Annotated in this window: 12 protein-coding genes and 1 pseudogene; 7 read left to right on the top strand and 6 right to left on the bottom strand. The window is 38.6% G+C overall.

Features of this window, described 5'->3' with window-relative positions; all coding sequences use genetic code 11:
• Nucleotides 1-200: 200 nt before the first annotated feature.
• The 4 genes from CVT15_RS09670 to rsmA are packed head-to-tail and all read right to left on the bottom strand — an operon-like array spanning nucleotide 201 to nucleotide 4904.
• Nucleotides 201-974: a pseudouridine synthase gene (locus CVT15_RS09670; RefSeq protein ID WP_087586519.1), complete on the bottom strand. Its 774-nt coding sequence runs from the start codon at nucleotides 972-974 to the stop codon at nucleotides 201-203.
• A 2-nt stretch (nucleotides 975-976) separates the two neighbouring features.
• Nucleotides 977-1930, bottom strand: coding sequence for a KpsF/GutQ family sugar-phosphate isomerase (locus CVT15_RS09665; protein ID WP_103576768.1), 954 nt, complete (start codon nucleotides 1928-1930; stop codon nucleotides 977-979).
• Nucleotides 1931-1939: 9 nt separating this feature from the next.
• A complete protein-coding gene (locus tag CVT15_RS09660) occupies nucleotides 1940-4096 on the bottom strand; it encodes a ribonuclease J (protein WP_180998535.1) in 2157 nt (718 codons plus the stop codon).
• Nucleotides 4062-4904 carry a 16S rRNA (adenine(1518)-N(6)/adenine(1519)-N(6))-dimethyltransferase RsmA gene (rsmA, locus tag CVT15_RS09655; protein WP_103576785.1) on the bottom strand — a complete coding sequence of 281 codons (843 nt, stop codon included), beginning with the start codon at nucleotides 4902-4904 and terminating at the stop codon, nucleotides 4062-4064. The genes CVT15_RS09660 and rsmA overlap by 35 nt, the downstream gene beginning before the upstream one ends.
• 106 nt (nucleotides 4905-5010) lie before the next feature.
• Here rsmA and CVT15_RS09650 point away from each other — a divergent pair, with 106 nt between their 5' ends.
• From CVT15_RS09650 to rlmN, 4 genes are read left to right on the top strand one after another with little or no spacing between them, the layout of a single operon-like run.
• Nucleotides 5011-8295 (top strand): DEAD/DEAH box helicase, encoded by a 3285-nt coding sequence (locus tag CVT15_RS09650; RefSeq protein WP_103576767.1) that lies wholly within the window; start codon nucleotides 5011-5013, stop codon nucleotides 8293-8295.
• Entirely contained in the window at nucleotides 8292-9047 is a 756-nt protein-coding gene (gene hisF / locus CVT15_RS09645; protein ID WP_103576766.1) for an imidazole glycerol phosphate synthase subunit HisF, read from the top strand. Before CVT15_RS09650 ends, hisF begins: the two co-directional genes overlap by 4 nt.
• Nucleotides 9047-9727, top strand: a complete 681-nt coding sequence (locus CVT15_RS09640) for a purine-nucleoside phosphorylase (protein ID WP_107898110.1) — start codon at nucleotides 9047-9049, stop codon at nucleotides 9725-9727. Before hisF ends, CVT15_RS09640 begins: the two co-directional genes overlap by 1 nt.
• The gene (rlmN, locus tag CVT15_RS09635) at nucleotides 9724-10860 is read left to right on the top strand and encodes a 23S rRNA (adenine(2503)-C(2))-methyltransferase RlmN (protein WP_107898109.1); all 1137 of its coding nucleotides are present in this window, start codon (nucleotides 9724-9726) and stop codon (nucleotides 10858-10860) included. The genes CVT15_RS09640 and rlmN overlap by 4 nt, the downstream gene beginning before the upstream one ends.
• A gap of 272 nt (nucleotides 10861-11132) precedes the next feature.
• Here rlmN and CVT15_RS09630 read toward each other — a convergent pair whose 3' ends face one another.
• Entirely contained in the window at nucleotides 11133-12047 is a 915-nt protein-coding gene (locus CVT15_RS09630) for a pseudouridine synthase family protein (RefSeq protein WP_087586525.1), read from the bottom strand.
• A gap of 182 nt (nucleotides 12048-12229) precedes the next feature.
• On the opposite strand from CVT15_RS09630, the gene purB reads away from it, so the two are divergent.
• A complete protein-coding gene (purB, locus tag CVT15_RS09625; protein ID WP_103576764.1) occupies nucleotides 12230-13561 on the top strand; it encodes an adenylosuccinate lyase in 1332 nt (443 codons plus the stop codon).
• Nucleotides 13562-13779: 218 nt separating this feature from the next.
• Nucleotides 13780-16155 carry a ribonucleoside-diphosphate reductase subunit alpha gene (locus CVT15_RS09620; RefSeq protein WP_103577164.1) on the top strand — a complete coding sequence of 792 codons (2376 nt, stop codon included), beginning with the start codon at nucleotides 13780-13782 and terminating at the stop codon, nucleotides 16153-16155.
• A 67-nt stretch (nucleotides 16156-16222) separates the two neighbouring features.
• Here the strand turns inward: CVT15_RS09620 and CVT15_RS09615 are convergent, their stop codons facing one another.
• The gene (locus tag CVT15_RS09615; protein ID WP_087586535.1) at nucleotides 16223-16630 is read right to left on the bottom strand and encodes a hypothetical protein; all 408 of its coding nucleotides are present in this window, start codon (nucleotides 16628-16630) and stop codon (nucleotides 16223-16225) included.
• 331 nt (nucleotides 16631-16961) lie between these two features.
• On the opposite strand from CVT15_RS09615, the pseudogene CVT15_RS09610 reads away from it, so the two are divergent.
• Nucleotides 16962-19244, top strand: a pseudogene (locus CVT15_RS09610) (ribonucleoside triphosphate reductase).
• Nucleotides 19245-19259: the final 15 nt, after the last annotated feature.

The following is a 19259-nucleotide window of genomic DNA, read 5'->3' as shown; positions in this document are numbered from 1 at the left end:
ATGACAAAGATGGACAAAAATATCACCTTTTTTATTGCTTGCTTTTTGTGTAAATTGGCTTTTAGGCTTAGACTATTGTTGGTTAATAGCCTTTCAAAACAATTTATCTATCATTCAAGTATACTTTTGCGGTTTTGGCAAGTGTTTGTAATAGAAATGTTTAGCTTGCCTCTCTTTATTAGAGAAGGCAAACTAAAATGTTAATATCTAACGTTATTAACTTTTAAAAAGTCTCTTAGATCTTCGTATTCGCTGTTTTCGAAGTAGCGCCATTTGCCAGGCTTTAACATATCAAGGCTAACACGTCCAAAGCTAACACGTTTTAGATCCATCACTTCAAGGTCAAAGTATCCAAAGAAGCGGCGAAGCTCTCTGTTTTGACCCTCATTGATGATGACCTTTAGTTTTGTGTAACCGCCGCTTGAGCCAAAAACTTTATAGGCTAGGAAAGGCTTAAATTCCATTGATTTTATAGTGGTTTTTGCGTGAGCGCCTTTGGTGGCGTCCTTGGCAAAAAAGCCATTTGTCATCGCCTCGATGACCTCTTTTGAAATTTCGCCCTTTACCTTTAGGTAGTACTCTCTTTCAATATCGCTATTCATTAGTGCTGTGGCGATAGCTGGGGCGTCAGTTAGCAAAAGTAGTCCTTCGCTCGCGTAGTCTAAGCGCCCCACACTAACAAATTTGGCAAATTTCTTATCTAACGTGTCATATATCGTTTTTCGTCCGCGGTCATCTTTCTTGCTAACTAGCTCACCCTTTTGTTTGTGATAAACGATTACGGTAAATTCCTTCTTTAGCTTTATCAAACGGCCGTTTATGCGCACTTTGTCATCTTCATCGACGCTCGTTGCAAGATCGCTAACCACACGCCCTACTATACTAACCTTGCCAGCTTTTATCAACTCATCTGCCTCACGCCGTGAGTAGTTTGTGTTATGTGAAATAAATTTATTTAGTCTTGTTTTTTTCATTTTTATAGTCCTAAATTTGCAAGGTCGTGGATGTGTAAAACTCCAACAGGTACGCCATCTTCAACAACGGCAAGAAGCTGAATTTTATACTTTTCTATGAGGGCTAACGCATCCACAGCTAACATTTCCTTATCATTTATCTCTTTTGGATGCAAAGTGGCATATTTCATAGCTGGCCCATTTAGATCAAAGTCCTCTCGCATAAGCGCACGCCTAAGATCGCCGTCACTTAAAAGAGCGTCTAGCGCACCATCTTTATCGACTATTAAAACCGTGCCAAGCTTGCCATGTGTCATAGTATCGATTGCTTTTTTTAGGCTTGCATTCCAGCGAACTATCGGTAAATTTTCGCTTCTCATCACATCTTTTACCTTTAAAAATAGCCTCTTGCCAAGGCTGCCACCTGGATGAAAATTTGCAAAGTCCTCTTTTTTAAAGCCTCGCCTTTGCATCAAACAAACAGCTAAGGCATCACCAAGAGCTAACGTTAGTGTAGTTGATGCTGTTGGAGCGGCATTTAGTGGGCAGGCCTCTTTCTCTACATCTATGCTAATAAATGCATCGCTAAATTTACCAAGTGAACTTGTTTTGCTCCTTGCCATTGCGACGATCTTTACGCCAAAGCGCTTTACATGAGGTAAAATTTTGATAAGCTCATCGCTCTCGCCACTAAAGCTAATAGCTAACAAAACATCATCCTTTTCTATCATGCCAAGATCGCCGTGCATAGCCTCTGTTGGATGCAAGAAAAAGCTTGGCGTACCAGTACTTGCAAGTGTGGCAGCGATCTTTGCGCCCACATGACCGCTCTTACCTACGCCTGTGACTATGACTTTGCCCTTTGTATTAAATATCAAATTTACAGCATCTTCTATCTCTAAGTTTTTAGCATGTCTTAAAAGCTCGTTTGCTTCTATCTTTAAGACTTCGGCTGCGATTTGGTTGATTGTTTGCATAAATTTCCCTTACATTAGATAGATAATCGGCACGATAGTTGGGTACTTTTTGACCTTTCTAAAGATATGCTTTCTAATCACTTGGCGTACTTGTGACTCGAGCAGTCTGCCATCTTTTAAAAGCTCCTCTTTGACATTGCTTAAAAACTGCGTCAAAATTTCTTGCATCTCTTTGCTAAACTCCGCATCTTGTTTATTGCCCACAAGGCCGTAGCTAATGACACGAGGCTTGTTTATAAGTTTTGCACCATGACGTGAAATTTGAGCGATTATCATGACGACGCCTGCTTCGGCAAGATTTTGTCTATCGATGACGACATCGTCTGAGATTTGTTTATTTATTTGATTATCTATGAAGACTTTGCCGGTTTTTACTGTTTTTACACGCTTTAAGTATTTTTGACAGATCTCCATTTGATCGCCATCGCTCATTAGATAGATATTTCTCTCGTCTACGCCGCAGCTTATAGCTGTCTCTTTGTGTTTTGCGATGTGGTTATACTCGCCATGCACCGGTAAGAAAAATTTTGGTTTTATAAGACGTAGCATCAGCTTTTGCTCTTCTTGTGCTGCGTGACCGCTGACGTGGATCTCGCTAAAGTCTTGATAAGCGACACTTGCACCTGATTTTATTAGGAAATTTAATACAGTTGAGATGCTGCTTTCATTACCAGGGATCGCCTTTGAGCTGATTATTATCTGATCGGTTGGCTTTATTTTGATGTATTTGTGCTCATCGGTAGCCATTCGGTAGAGTGCGCTCATAGTCTCACCCTGAGAGCCAGTGGTAACGATCAGCACTTCATTATCTTTAAATTTGCCAACCTCGTTTGCATCGATAAAAATTTTCTTATCAAGTTTGATGTAGCCAAGCTCCATTGCAGTATATAAATTTCTCTCCATTGATCTACCGATGACACAGACCTTGCGGTTGTATTTTAGCCCCCACTCGATCGCCTGATAAACGCGGTGGATGTTGGAGCTAAACGTACTCATTATCACGCGTCCTTTGGCCTTTGAGAAAATCGCATCAAAGGTTTTGCCCACGCTACTTTCGCTTTTAGTAAAGCCCTCTCGGTAGCTGTTCGTGCTATCGCTCATTAGACATAATACGCCTCTTTCGCCGTAGTATGCAAGTCTGCCAAGGTCAGTTGGATAGCCGTCGATCGGCGTATGGTCGATCTTAAAGTCGCCCGTATGGATGATAGTGCCCGCCTTTGTCGTGATGGCTAGCGCGCTAGCGTCGATGATAGAGTGAGTTATATGTATCCACTCAACCTCAAAGTCGCCTATTAGATATGGCTTGCGCTTTTCGACAGAGCGGAAAAGCGAGCGCTCCTGCTTTAAGCCATGCTCTTCAAATTTATTGTTTATCATACCAAGCGGCAAAGGCGTAGCGTAAATCGGAAATTTAAACTCTTTGTAAAAATATGGCACTGCACCGATGTGATCCTCATGTGCGTGAGTGATGATGACGCCTTTTATCTTATCTTTTATTTTTCTAACATAGTCAAAGTCAGGGATTAGTATATCCACGCCGTGCATACTCTCGCTTGGAAAGCTCATGCCGATATCCACGATGATCGCGCTGGTTTCAGTTTCAAAGATAGTCATATTTCCGCCGATCTCGCCAAGACCGCCAAGTGGAGTTATGCGAATTTTATGCTCACTTGAGTTTAGATACTTCATCGGCTCCAGACGAAGCTCGTGAACGGCCTTGTTTGCCACCATTGCACTTGCGATATCTTGCTGCCATTGCTCATTGCCGTTTAGCTTAGCTGGTAAATTTTTCTTCGGCTTTTTAGCCTTTTTTGGTTTATCTTTTGACTCTTTTACTTCAGTTTTAGTCTCATTTCCGCTGTCATTTTTTGACTCTTGTGGCTGCTTAGGCTTTTGCTCTTTTGCTTTGCCATTTTGTTCATTTTTGTTTTGATTTTTATTGTTTCTTTGTTTTTTGGGGCGAGAATTTTGGCTTTTTGGCTCGGCGTGTATTTCAGTTTCAGCTTGCTCTGCTGCAAAGAAGTTATCTATCACGCTTTTGCTTGCCAGTGAAGTTTGTTCGGTAGTTTCGCCCTCTTGTTTTGGCTTGTTTTTTGGTCTAAATCTTCGTCTTTTATTGTTTTTGCTTTGGTTAGTTACAACTTTCTCTTCGTTTTTGTCGCTCATTATCTTCCTTTGTAATCTCAAATATCTTTAGATAAGAATCGACATCTAGCTCATGCGGACGTAAATTTGTGGCTAAGTTCATACTTTCAAAAATTTCTTCTAGCGCCCTTTTGTCAAAATTTGTGGATAAATTTTTCAAAAGCGTCTTTCTTGGAGAAGCAAACGCAGCTCTTAAAAATACTTTAAAAGCCTCGTATTGTTTTGCATCTTTGAAAATCCCGTCTTTGCCAAAAATCTTTTTTGTTTTTTGTAGTTTGATGACTGAAGATGTGACCTTTGGAGGTGGACTAAAAAGCTTTGCATCCACGTCAAACAAGAGCTCACACCTGCTCTGGAGCGACGCGAGGATCGATAAAGCGCTAAATTCTTTATCCCTGCTCTTTGCACTAAATTTAAGAGCAACCTCTTTTTGTATCATCACGATAAGTCCAAGGCATTTTTCGTCATCTATCGCATTTAGTATCATTTTCGTAGCAACGTAATAGGGTAAATTTGCGACTAAAAAGTAGTTCTCGCTACTTAGTCCGCCCTCTTGCTGCCACTGTTCTAATGCATCTTTACAAAAAAGTTTTAATTGTCCATTTTGGATCTCATTTGCAAATTTGGCCTTTAAAATTTGAAACAGCTCACAATCTATCTCAAAACAGGTCGTCTTGTAAATTTGCAAAAGTCTAAATGTCAAATCACCTAAGCCAGGCCCAATCTCAACAACGTTTTCTACGTCATTGGGTATCGCTTGGATGATCTTATCTAGTGTCGCTTTGTCCTGTAAAAAATTCTGTCCAAAGTGCTTTTTTGCCTTTATCATAGCCGCGATATTAGCCAAAAATTACTTATACAATGATTACAAGTTTAGTTTAATCATATATAAAATGGACTATAATCACTAAATAACAACAAAATAAGGCACAAATTTGAGTAGGGCAAATACCTTAAAATACTTTTTATTATCACAATATTTAGAGCCAAAAACCTTAGACGAGCCAAAAAAGACAAATACCAAATTTAAAAAATCAATAGACCTTGACATTACAAATTTTGATGAGAAATTTCTACAAATTTTAAGGGCATTTGATAGCTCGCTTTTAAAAAATGGTATAGAAATTTCAATTTATGGTGGCATTTTTGAAACTGACTTACTTGCCCTTGCGATATCAAAGCTAGCAAAGGTGAAATTTCAAAAAGAGCAAATTTTAGACGAGCTGCGCTCTGAGCAAACCAGCTTTGAAAAGGCGTTTTGTTATAAATTTAAGCTTTCAGGCGATCTAGTATTTTGCAAAAATGAGCAAAATTTTACTTTAAAAGATATAAATTTAGATGATGATTTAACTCCGTTTTTTACACCAAACTCGTCTGATGATCTTTTCATCTCAACAGCTCCTTGGGCAATGGCCCGCCTAAATCATCTAAAAGAGATAAGTCAAAGTGACTTTAGCAAAGAGTGTGAGCGTATAAAAGACAAGCTATCTATCCATAAAGAAAAAATGGAATTTGGCAAATATATAAAGCTTATAAACGATGAGCTAAAAAGTGCGCTTAAAACTCCATTTTGTAATGATTTCTTAAGGCTTGAAATAAAGATCATAAATCCAAATTTTAAAGAAAATGATAGCCTTTTAAATAGCTTTTTTATAGATGATATAAATTTACTCATCAAATTTTACGAGTCAGGTAGGACGCACGAGCTAACGGATCAGTTTTTGGACGAGGACAGTGAGAATAAATTTGAAAGACTTGATGTAAGAGATGAGCAAAATAAAAGGCTTGTTAGAGATTTTTTTAAAGCAGAAGAGTATCCAAGATCGGCCTTTGCTAGCGACTTTGCTTTAAATTTCTCGCAGCAAATTGCTGTTAATAACATCATTAAAAAATTTAAAGAAAAAAGTGGTGGAATTTATAGCGTAAATGGTGCTCCAGGCACTGGCAAAACAACGCTTTTAAAAGACGTAATGGCTGAAGTTGTTACGCTTAGAGCGATGAAGCTCGCACAAATGAGTAGACATGATATCTTTGCACCAGTTCGAGATAGTAGCGATAAGGTGCTTTATTTTACTCTAAATAAAGAACTTCAGGGCTATGAGATGGTTGTTAGCTCTTGTAATAACGGTGCGGTTGAAATTTTAAGTAAAGAGCTTAGCCAACTAAAAAGCATCGGTAGTTACGCAGGCGAGATTGATTATTTTAAATTTATAGCTACAAGGCTTCTCTCGGCCGATGAAAAGACAAATTTTGGAGAAAAATCTTTTATCTCAAAACCTGCATGGGGGCTTTTTTGCATACCTCTTGGCTCAAAGCAAAATAAGTCAAATTTTGTTTTTAACGCGATTAATGGCGTAAAGATCGAAAAAACACATAGTCAGTTTGAAGATATTTCAAAAGAATTTAAAGAATTTATAGAAAAAGATGGCTTTTTAATGGGGCTTGGCAAATACTTGGCTACTGGCGAAGAAATTGATGATTACGACGAGGCAAAGGAGAAATTTAATCAAGCCCTACATGAAGTAAATCTACTTTTTAGTGAGATCAGGATCAAAGAAGAGGAGCTAAAAAGTATAAATAGCGAGCTTATAAATATCGATAAAAGACTTGATAACTATAATTCAGCAAGGCAAATAGACGAGCTTTTAAAGCCACTAATAGATGAACTGGATTTGAGCAAAAATGAGCTAGAGCAAAAGGCTACGGAAGCTAACGAGCTAACAAAGTTTATTGGACAAAATGAAATTTTACAAGAGTATCTAAGTGCGCCTATAAAGCCATCATTTTTTATTTTCCAGCAAATTTTAAGGACACAAGCTTTTGAAAAATATAACAATGAAGCGCAAAAAGTTAGTGAGATAAATCGCCAAATAGCTGAGCAAAATTTGAAAGCAAGCAAGCAAAATAGTGAAAATAAAGAGAAGAATGAAGCAAAATTAAACGAACTAAAAGCTCAAATAACTCAGCTTGAAGAGAAAATTTTAGAACTTAACACCAAGATAGACCATCTAAACAAGCTTAATGATGACTTTGTTAGACGTCAAAAATTAATTGGTAGAAGCGAAGAGCTTGATAGCTTTTTAAATGGTAGTTTTAACCAGAGTAATGAAGAAATACAAAAGAGTATGCCATTTATGATGGAGCGTGATCTTGATGGAAAATCCCACAAGACGAAGCTTTTTAACGCAAGAATCAAGCTTTTTAAAGAAGCGCTTAATTTGCATAAAGCCACTATCTTTGCTTGCAAAGAAGCTGTTAGAACAAATTTACGAGCTCTTAGCGTTATATTTAATGATGAAAAGATGGCTGAGAAAAACGGGCTTGAGGCTAAATATAGACGTGAAATAATAAAAGGATTATTTTTACTAACGCCAGTTGTTAGTTCTACTTTCGCATCTTTTAATAATACCTTTAAAGAGCTACTAAATGGTGATATAGGCTTGCTCTTAATAGATGAAGCAGGGCAGGCAAATTTAACTAACGCATTAGGTGCACTGCTTCGTTCAAACATGGCTGTTGTAGTTGGTGATCCACTTCAACTTGAGCCTGTTGTAACATTACCACCAGCTTTAAATAACGCTATTTTACGCTACTGTGATGCAAAGGATGAGTTTAATCTACTAAAATCATCAGTTCAACTTCGAGCCGATAAAGTACAAAATATTGGTACATATATAAAAGGAGAGGGTAAGTCCATTTGGGTTGGTTCACCACTTATCGTTCATAGAAGGTGCGCTAACCCTATGTTTAAAATTTCAAACGAGACAACATATGATGATATGATGATACTTGGTAGAAATAGTGAAAGTAAACTTAGTGATCCTAATATCAAAACAGAATGGATTGATGTTAGTAGTGATGAATGGATAGGTAACTATAATAAAGCCGAAGGCATGATCGTTAAAGAGCTTTTAGATGGTAAGCTAGCCAAGCTAAAAGATAGTGTTAAAATAATAACGCCTTTTAAAGATGTTTGTAAAAATTTAAAAGGGGCCGGTACTATTCACACCATGCAAGGCAAAGAAGCTGATGTTGTTATCTTTGTCCTTGGAGGTGCTACAAAAGGTGCTAGAGCATGGGCTGCTAGTACGCCAAATTTACTAAATGTAACACTAACAAGAGCAAAAGAGGTTATTTATATAGTTGGTAACCGAGAAAATTGGTCTAATTTGCCATATTTTGAGGTAGCAGCTAGAAAAATAGATAAAGGACAAATTTGAATCATTTTGCAAAACGTATAATCCCATGCCTTGATGTAAAAGATGGCAGAGTCGTAAAAGGCGTAAATTTCGTAGGGCTTGTCGATGCTGGAGATCCTGTTGAGATAGCTAAAAGATACAATGATGAGGGTGCTGATGAGCTTTGCTTTTTGGATATCACTGCCTCTCATCTTGGGCGTGATACGATAGTTGATGTCGTAAAAAAGGTCGCAAGTAAGCTTTTTATCCCACTAACAGTTGGTGGTGGTATACGCACGTTAGATGATATATCACGCCTTTTAAATGCTGGCTGCGACAAAGTGAGCCTAAACTCATCGGCGATAAAAGATCCAAATTTGATTGATGAGGCAGCTAATAAATTTGGCTCGCAATGTGTTGTAGTAGCGATCGATGCTAAAAAGATCGAGAATGGTTATAGTGTTTTTATAAATGGCGGCAGGATCGATACTAAAAAAGATGCATTTGCTTGGGCAAAAGAAGTTGAGTCGCGTGGAGCAGGGGAGATATTGCTAACCTCTATGGACAATGACGGTGTCAAACAAGGTTTTAACCTTGAGCTAACAAAGGTATTTAGCACGCTTTCCATACCAACTATCGCAAGTGGCGGTGCAGGTAAGATTGAGCACTTTAAAGAGGCTTTTGAAGCCGGGGCTGATGCATGCTTAGCAGCTTCGATCTTTCACTTCGGTGAGATCGAGATAAAAAAGCTAAAAGAGTATCTCAAGACAAATAGTATTGAGGTCAGGCTTTGATGCTAGTTATCTCAGCTGGAAAAAACGAAATTTTTGACTTTGCCTTGCCGATGGGCGTGGGGCTAGTCGATATGGCGATAAATTTGACAAAATTTTTACAGAAACGAGCATGTATTGGAGCGGATGAAAAGGGTATAAATTTAAAAAATATCGATCCGCACTATCTTGCAAAGATTGAAGCTAAATTTGCAAACTCATCAAATCCAGAGCTACAAAATCTAAGCCAAAATTTGTCAAAAAATCCTGAACGAAATTTATATCAGATGCCAGAAAAGATAGTTTTCGTTGGCTCAGCTGGTCTTTATAAAGATGGTGAAATTTTACAAATTTATGAAAGTTCGGTTGGGGCAAATATTGAAATTTCTAGCGTAGAAAATAGATCTTATTCACCAATTGAGTGTGAAATTTCTTCTATTGTTTCACGTGGAACTATCAAAATAAATTCGTCAAATTTCATAACGACAGACAAAAATTTGGCTCATAAGATATTTGAAAAAGGCTATTTTTTAGAAAATATGGAGTTTTTTTCTGTTCTAAAAGTAGCTCAAATTTTTAAAATTCCAGCTTATGGAATTTTCGTAGCGACAAATTTTTGTAATAAAGATGCACATGCTGATTTTGTAAAAAATCACGCAGAGGCCAAGAAAATTCTAACAAAATATATAAAGGAAAATATGTGATAAATTTGCTTGATCTTAGTATCGATGAGCTAAAAGAGTTAGTTTCTCCACCATTTAGAGCAACACAAATCTACGAGTGGATATATAAAAAAAATGCAACCGAATTTAGCCAGATGCTGAATTTACCTAAAGATATGCGTCAAGATCTGGCTGAGAAATTTTATATCGATCCTTTAAAATGTGTAAAATTTGAACAAAGTAGTGATGGTTCGATCAAGTATCTTTTTGAGCTAAAAGATGGGCTAAAGATAGAGAGTGTTTTGCTACCGATGAAAGAGGAGATAAGTGATGAGAATGGAAAGATCAGTCGCCATGCTCGTTATACGATTTGTGTTAGTTCGCAGGTTGGCTGTAAAATGGGCTGTGCTTTTTGTCTAACAGCAAAGGGCGGGCTTGTTAGAAATTTGACTGCAGGCGAGATTGTAGGGCAAATTTTATGGATAAAAAGAGAAAATAAAATACCTTATGAAAGACGTATAAATGTCGTTTATATGGGTATGGGTGAGCCACTCGATAATCTTACTAACGTTAGTAAAGCGATCAAAATTTTAGCTCTTAACGAGGGTCTAGCCATATCGCCACGTCGTCAAACCGTTTCAACTAGTGGCCTTGGTAGCCAGATAAAAAAGCTTGGCGAGATGGATCTTGGTGTGTTATTGGCCATATCGCTTCATGCTGTTACTAATGAACTTAGAAGTCGCCTGATGCCGATAAATAAGGCTTATAATATCGAGGCTGTTATGGATGCTGTTAGGGGATTTCCTATCGATATGCGCAAGCGTGTGATGTTTGAATACCTTGTTATCAAGGATTTAAACGATAGCGTGAGTGATGCTAAAAAGTTGGTAAAATTACTTCATGGCATAAAAGCGAAGGTAAATCTTATATATTTTAATCCACATGAGGGCAGTGAATTTGGACGACCTGAGCTTACCAGCATGCTAAAATTTCAAGAATATCTAAGAGATCACGGTGTTACTTGCACGATCAGACAGAGTAAAGGCCTTGACATAAGTGCGGCTTGTGGGCAGTTAAAACAACGTAATGAAAATGCAAAATTTAAAGCTATTGTCAGTGATAAAAATTTAAAAACACAGTCGCTTGAAGATAATAGTAAAGCCAGTGTGAGTTAAAATGAGTGTACTTGATATAGCCGAAATAGTCTTTGTTGCTGTTGTGGTTTTACTCGGATTGGGGCTTATTTTAAAAGTTTTAAAAGATGAAAAAGATAGGCATAAATTTTAAGCCTTAATATTAAGAAAAAATCTAGCTCTCATAAAGAAATAAAGTGGAGCATTAATTATATAAACTACAAAATTATTATTGTGATATCTAAAAGCAATAAACTTTGGCAAAATGTAGGTAAAGGTTTATGAGAAATAGAAATTTATTAAAAAATTTTGGACTAAAGTAAACTCTCTTTTGCATACCTATGAAATTCGCTTTCAGCGTCAAATTTACTTTTTATGTTATAAAAAATTTCATCAAATTTAAAAGAAATTTCATCTGAGTGGAGTAAGAGCCTTTTTGCTCCAGTTAAATTTATCCGTTCACGCTCGCTTATCTCTTTATCTAAAATTTTCTCGATCTGCGGACGTGATAAACCATAAAGTGGTTCGCCAAGTATCTTGTGTTTCACATGAAACAAATGCAAGCGAATTTGATGCTGCCTGCCAGTGAGAGGAATAGCCCGAAGTAAAGTCGTATCGATATCGTCAAAATATCTGATCGGTAAAATTTTAGTCATAGCACTCTTGCCATTTTCACAAATTTGCATCCTCATTTTCACATCGTCGTAGTTATTTGCTAGATCCATTTTGGCATCGATCGTAATTTCTCGCTCGATCTTGCCTTGTACCATCGCGACGTAGCTTTTAGAAATCTCTCTATTTTCAAAAATTTTCTTTAGTTTAGTCGTAGAATTTCTATCTTTGCCCACGACTATCAAGCCGCTTGTCTCAAAGTCTAGCCTATGTGCCACGCTCGCATTTCGTCCAAAAAGTGTGTAAATTTCATCATTTAGTGAGTAGTCGCAGTGTCTGCCATTTGGGTGGCTTAGCACTCCACTTGGCTTATCAAATACGGCAAAGCTCTCACACTCAAAGATCGGTTTTAGTCCCTTTGGCTCCGCCTCATAGTCGATCAAAAAAACATTACCACACAAAATGGCATTTTTCTCACTCACGACACTACCGTCACATATCAGCCTACCTTTATCTATAAGGCGCTGGGTTTGGCTCATGTTAAAACCACTTCGCAACAAAATTTCGTAAGCTTTTTGATGATCTGAAGTAGCGATAAATTTATTTACATAGGGCAAAAATGATCCTTTAAACAAGTGAGCTATCTTAAGCACAAATTTATAAGTATATAACCGACATTTCAGCACGGATTTTATATAATCCAAACTTAAATTTTATAAAATTATACGATGTGATTTTTAGCTTTCAAGGCTGAAATTTACTTTTATGATAAAGAAAACTGATACAAAAAGGTTCAACAATGGTCGAAAGATACTCACGCAAAGAGATGGCTGAAAAGTGGAGCATACAAGCAAAATACGACGCTTGGCTCAAGGTAGAAAAAGCTGCTGTTAAAGCTTGGAATAAGCTTGGCTTTATAAGCGACAGCGACTGTGAGAAAATTTGCAAAAACGCTAATTTTGAAGTGGCTCGCATCGACGAGATAGAAAAGACGACAAAGCACGACGTCATCGCATTTTTAACAAGCGTCAGCGAGAGCCTTGGCGATGAGAGCAGGTTCGTGCACTACGGCATGACCTCAAGCGACTGCATCGATACAGCCGTCGCACTTCAGATGAAAGAGAGCCTAGAGCTCATCATCAGCGACGTAGAGGAGTTCATGCAGGCGGTTAAAAACAGAGCAATCGAGCACAAGCATACGCTTATGGTCGGTAGAAGTCACGGCATCCACGGCGAGCCGATAACTTTTGGCCTTGTGCTTGCCATCTGGTACGATGAGATTGCAAGGGCGCTAAAGCTCATCAAAGATGCAAAAGATACGATCAGTTACGGCAAGCTCTCAGGTGCTATGGGAAATTTAGCCCACGCTCCAATGGAATTTGAAGAGCTAACATGCGTTGAGCTCGGCCTTAAAGCCGCACCAGCGTCAAATCAAGTGATCCAGCGCGACCGCTACGCTCATGTGGTAAGTGCTATCGCAGTTTTAGCCTCTACTTGTGAGAAGATCGCAGTCGCCGTCAGACACTATCAAAGGACAGAGGTTTATGAGGCGGAGGAGTACTTTAGCCCAGGACAAAAGGGCTCAAGCGCTATGCCACACAAACGCAATCCAGTTCTTAGTGAAAACATCACCGGTCTTTGCAGGGTGCTACGCTCATACGTCACGCCAGCGCTTGAAAACGTCGCCCTTTGGCACGAGCGCGACATCAGCCATAGCTCGGTTGAGAGATTTATCCTGCCAGATATGTTTATCACGGCTGATTTTATGCTGGTTCGTATCAAAAATTTAATAGCAAATCTAGTCGTCTATCCAGAAAATATGATGAAAAATTTAAATTTGACAGGTGGCCTGGTATTTTCTCAGCGCGTGCTTTTACAGCTACCACAGCGTGGAATCTCTAGAGAGGACGCCTATAAGATCGTTCAGCGCAATGCTATGAAGGTCTGGGCAGACTTGCAAGAGGGCAAAAAAGCGATCGATGAGCAAGGTCACAGCCTATTTTTGCAAAATTTGCTAAACGACGAAGACCTAACTAAGAGCCTTAGCAAAGATGAGATCAAAGAGTGCTTTGACTACAACTACTACACCAAAAACGTAGACAAAATTTTTGCCAGAGTCTTTGGTAAGTAATTTAAATGCAAGAAGCAAATTTATGCTTCTTGCTTCAAGACATCGCTTCAAAAATTTTTGCAATCATTTTAAAATAAGATCAAATTTTTTAATTTTTAAAATATAAAATATTATTTTTTGAGTCAAATTTTATATTTAAGAGCACTTTTTTAACAAAGAGAGTTTTTATCTCCTTTTAGATAAAATCCCAAATTAAAATTTAACACGGAGAGATATTTTTGAAAGTAGTAAAACGTAATGGCAGAACAGAAGAGCTTGATATCAGCAAGATCAAAAAATACACGAACGAAGCGGTTCTAGGGCTTAACAATGTAAGCCTTAGCGAGCTCGAGGTAGATGCAAAAATTCAGTTTAGAGATATGATAACGACTGAGGAAATTCAGCAAACTCTTATAAAAACAGCAGTTGATAAGATCGACATCGATCGCCCAAATTGGACATTTGTCGCTGCGAGACTATTTTTGTTCGACCTTTATCACAAAGTGACCGGCTTTAACGGCTACAACCACCTAAAAGACTACCTAGTAAAAGGCGAAAAAGTAGGCCGCATCATCCCTGGGTTAAAAGAGAAGTACGACCTAGAGGATCTAAACGCCTACATTAAGCCTGAGCGTGACCTCCAGTTTGCATACCTTGGTATCAAAACGCTTTATGATCGCTACCTCATCAAAGATAAGAATGGTATGCCGATCGAGCTACCGCAGCACATGTTTATGGCGATAGCGATGTTTCTTGCGCAAAACGAGCTAGACAGCCAAGGCTGGGCGAAGAAATTTTACGACCTTATATCTAAATTTGAAGTGATGCTAGCCACTCCGACGCTCTCAAATGCCCGTACGACGCGTCACCAGCTAAGCAGCTGTTACGTAGGCAGTACGCCTGATAATATCGAGGGAATTTTTGATAGCTACAAAGAGATGGCATTACTTTCAAAATTTGGCGGCGGTATCGGCTGGGACTGGAGCAAGGTGCGTGCGATGGGCGGCAGTATCGACGGACACAAAAACGCAGCTGGCGGTATCATCCCATTTTTAAAAGTGACAAACGACATCGCAGTAGCGGTCGATCAGCTAGGCACTAGAAAGGGTGCGATCGCTGTTTATATCGAGCCTTGGCACATGGACGTGAGTGATTTTCTTGATCTTCGTAAAAATTCAGGCGAAGAGAGACGCCGTGCACATGAGCTTTTCCCTGCGCTTTGGATAAACGATCTATTTATGAAGCGTGTCAAAGAAAATGGCCGCTGGAGTCTTTTTGACCCAGCTCAAGTAAGTGATCTTTGCGACCTTTACGGCGAGGAGTTTGAGAAGAGATACTTGGAGTATGAAAGCGACGAAAATATCCAGAAAAATACCATCCTTGCAAAAGAGCTTTGGAAGAAAATTTTAACTAGCTATTTTGAAACTGGCATGCCATTTTTGTGCTTTAAAGACAATGCCAACAAGGCAAATCCAAACGACCACGAGGGCATCATCAGAAGCTCAAATTTATGTACTGAAATTTTCCAAAACACAGCGCCAAACTACTATAAGATCAAGATCACTTACGAAGATGGTGGTGAGGAGCTATTTGACGAAGAAGAAGACGTCACTGTCGATAGTGGCATAACTAAAAAGGCCAAAAAGCTTAGCGCGCTTGATAGCCTAAAAGGCAAGCAAATTTTTATCGTAGAAAAAGAGAGCATCGAGGGCAAAACGGCAGTTTGCAACCTTGCAAGTATAAATTTAAGCAAGATAAACAGCAAAGAGGACATCGAGCGTGTCGTGCCGATAGCCATCAGGATGCTTGATAACGTTATAGACCTAAATTTCTACCCACACAAAAAGGTAAAACACACAAACCTAGCTTCTCGCTCGATCGGCCTTGGTGTCATGGGTGAGGCGCAAATGCTAGCCGAGAAAAACGTAAAATGGGGCAGCTATGAGCATTTGGCGCTGATAGATAGCATAATGGAAAACATAAGCTACAACGCGATCTACGCTAGCTCAAATTTAGCCGTAGAAAAGGGCATCTATCCAAAATTTGAAGGCTCAAAATGGAGTAAAGGCATCATGCCGATAGACACTGCAAACGAGAACGCAAAGGTTCTTTTAAACGACAAAGGCGGGCTATTTGACGAAAATGTCTGCGACTGGGACAAGCTAAGAGAGAAGGTCAAGCGTGACGGCATGAGAAACGGCTACCTAATGGCCATCGCTCCAACTAGCTCGATCTCGATCCTAGTTGGAACCACTCAGACTATCGAGCCAGTCTATAAACGCAAGTGGTTTGAGCACAACTTAAGTGGCATGATCCCAAATGTCGTGCCAAATTTAAGCCCAGATACTTGGCAGTTTTACACGCCAGCTTACGAGCTTGATCAAAGAATTCTTATAAAAGCAGGTGCGATCCGCCAAAAATGGATCGATCAAGGTCAAAGTCTAAATATATTTATGAGCCTAGATAAGGCAAGCGGCGGATATCTAAGTGAAATTTACACGCTTGCATGGGAGCTCGGACTAAAATCGACTTATTATCTACGCTCAGAGTCGCCTGACAGCGAAAAACTAAACGACGTAGCTGACCGCTCGATCGAATGCGAGGGTTGTCAGTAGGTAAATTTAAGAGAGAAATTTCTCTCTTAAATTTTTAAATTGTCTATTAAATTTATAATTTATAAATTTAAGGAAGTGTCACAAAGCTTAATTTTATACCAAGTTCATCTGCTAGCTTGCTTAGCTTCTCGCTATTTTCTAGTCCTGCTGATATGCAAAACTGCATGCCATTTACATTATGCTCTTTTAGCCTTGTAAAGACATTTGCCATAAGTGACTCCGTTTTCATGCCGCTTTCGCCGTAGATCACAAAGGCATTTACGCCCTTTTGCATTTCAGCTGTTAGATTGTTATAAAAGCCTCCGTCATTGTTTGAAACACTGGTTGTTGCGCTAGCTATCGTGTCAGCAAGAAAGCCACGACTTGGTACTAGCATAATGACTGTGCTATCTGATTTTAAGGCGCACTTTGCAAAGCTTTTCATCATGCCATCTTCGGGTGATTTTACGCCGTTTGATGCTGTATAGCCAGCCAAAAGTAGACCTAGAGCGAGGGTTGTGATTTTTTCATTTAAACTCCTTTATTGAAAACCGGCGAGTATTGACATAAATTAAATAAAGATCTATATGAAAGAAAAATTTAAATATACTATTTTAAAAAGTAAAACTAAAATAATTATTTAAGTAAAATAATCAAAAATTAATTTAAAATACTTAAATAACGTAAATTTATCCTTTAAGAAAACTTCATAAAATTTTATATTTTTTGATAAATATTATTAAACAAAATAAAATAGTTGTCTATTGTTTAAGCTTTCTTGTCCTATACTTTAAAACTCCATATTAAAAAATCGGAAAGAGTGGGCGATGCGTGAAATTTTAAAACGAGATGGCACAAGACAAGAATTTGTAGCATATAAGATAGTAGATGCGATAAAAAAAGCATTTGCTAGCGAAAATTTAGCTTATGATGAGAAAGTTTTTACAAATGTTGTCCAAGATATCTTTCAAAAATCAAGCGCGATAACAGTCGAAGACATCCAAGATGCGATCGAAAAAGAGCTATTTAATAGCGGATATTTTGACGTTTTAAAAAGCTTTATGCTCTACCGCCACACGCATAAGCTTCAGCGTGAGCAAATTTTAGGCCTAAATGACGATACGACTTACATAAATTCAACTCAAACGATAAATGAGTATATAAACGGCACTGATTGGAGAATTTCTGCAAACTCAAACACAAGCTACTCAAATGCGGGACTCATCAATAATACCGCCGGTAAAGTCATAGCAAACTATTGGCTAGACGCTGTTTATAGCAAAGAAGAGGGCCTAGCTCACAGAAATGGCGACTACCATATCCACGACCTTGACTGCCTTACAGGATATTGTGCTGGCTGGAGCCTAAGAGCTTTACTAAACGAGGGCTTTAACGGCGTTCGTGGCAGAGTTGAGAGCAAAGCTCCAAAGCATTTTAGAGAAGCACTTTATCAAATGGCAAATTTCTTAGGAATTTTGCAAAGCGAGTGGGCCGGCGCTCAGGCGTTTTCTAGCTTTGACACCTATCTTGCGCCTTACGTTTTTAAAGATGATCTAAGTGACGCTGAGATCAAAAAGGCGATCACTAGCTTTATTTTTAATTTAAATGTGCCTGCACGCTGGGGACAAAGTCCATTTACAAACGTAACAATAGACATCACTTGCCCAAGCGACCTAAGAGATCAGATCCCAACGAGTGATGATATACACCTTTTTACAAACGTAAAAGACGAGAAAATTTTGAAAAAAGCAAATGAGCGTGGCAGAAAAAATTTGATTGATATGACCTACAAGGACTTCGAGCCTGAGATGGCACGCATAGATAAGGCATTTTACGAGGTTTTAACAGCTGGTGACAAGTGCTCGCAGCCTTTTACATTTCCGATACCAACGGTAAATATTACAGAGGATTTTGACTGGGATAGTGAAGTGGCGGATGTGCTCTTTGAAAACACCGCCAAAATGGGCTCAAGCTACTTTCAAAATTTTATCGGCTCACAATATACTTATGACGAAAATGGCAACAAGATAGAAAACGAAAAAGCCTACAAACCAGGACATGTTCGCTCTATGTGTTGCCGTTTGCAGCTTGATCTAAGAGAGCTTTTAAAACGAGGTGGTGGTCTTTTTGGTAGTGCTGAGATGACAGGCTCGATCGGAGTTGTGACTATAAATTTGGCTCGCTTGGGATACAATTACAAAGGCGATAAAGTCGCACTTTATAACAGGCTTAGCTATCTTTTGGAGCTTGCTAAATCGACACTTGAAAAGAAGCGTAAATTTATCCAAGAGATGTATGATAGAGGGCTTTATCCTTATACAGCTAGATATCTAAAGCACTTTAATAACCACTTTAGCACGATCGGTATAAATGGCATGAACGAGCTTCTTAGAAATTTCACAAATGATAAAGAGAATATCTCAACAAAATTTGGACGTGATTTTGCTATTGAGATGGTTGAGTTTTTGCGCGATAAGATAAGGACATTTCAAGAAGAGACTGGAAATTTATACAACCTTGAGGCGACTCCAGCTGAAGGCACAACTTACCGCTTTGCTAAAGAGGATAAAAAGCGCTATCCAGACATCATCCAAGCAGGTGGCGGGGAGAATATTTACTATACAAACTCAACCCAGCTTCCAGCAAATTTTACAGATGATGCTTACGAGGCACTTGATTTGCAAGATGATCTTCAGACTTCATATACTGGTGGCACAGTATTTCACCTTTATATGAAAGAAAGGATCAGCTCACCTAAAGCTTGCAAGGAGCTTGTAAAGAGCATAATCTCAAATTATAAGCTTCCATATATCACTATAACGCCTGTATTTAGCGTTTGTTCAAAACATGGCTACATTGCTGGAGAACATGAATTTTGTCCGCTTTGCGATGCAGAATTAATAGAAAAAGAGAAAAACAATTCCAAATAAGGAGAGGAAATGACAGAAAAAGAAATTTTAGAAAAAGTACAAGACAAACGCACAAAATGCGTAGTCTATACTCGTGTTATGGGTTATCATCGCCCAGTTGAGAGCTTTAACCTTGGTAAAAAAGGTGAGCATAAAGAGCGTATTAAATTTGATGAATACGCAAGTTGCTGCAAAAGATAATCACCGCAGCCAATA

This window comes from Campylobacter concisus (assembly GCF_003048595.2).
Taxonomy (GTDB): Bacteria; Campylobacterota; Campylobacteria; order Campylobacterales; family Campylobacteraceae; genus Campylobacter_A; species Campylobacter_A concisus_L.
The sequence above is the reverse complement of the archived record's forward strand: the minus strand, read 5'-3'. Positions and strand labels throughout refer to the sequence as shown.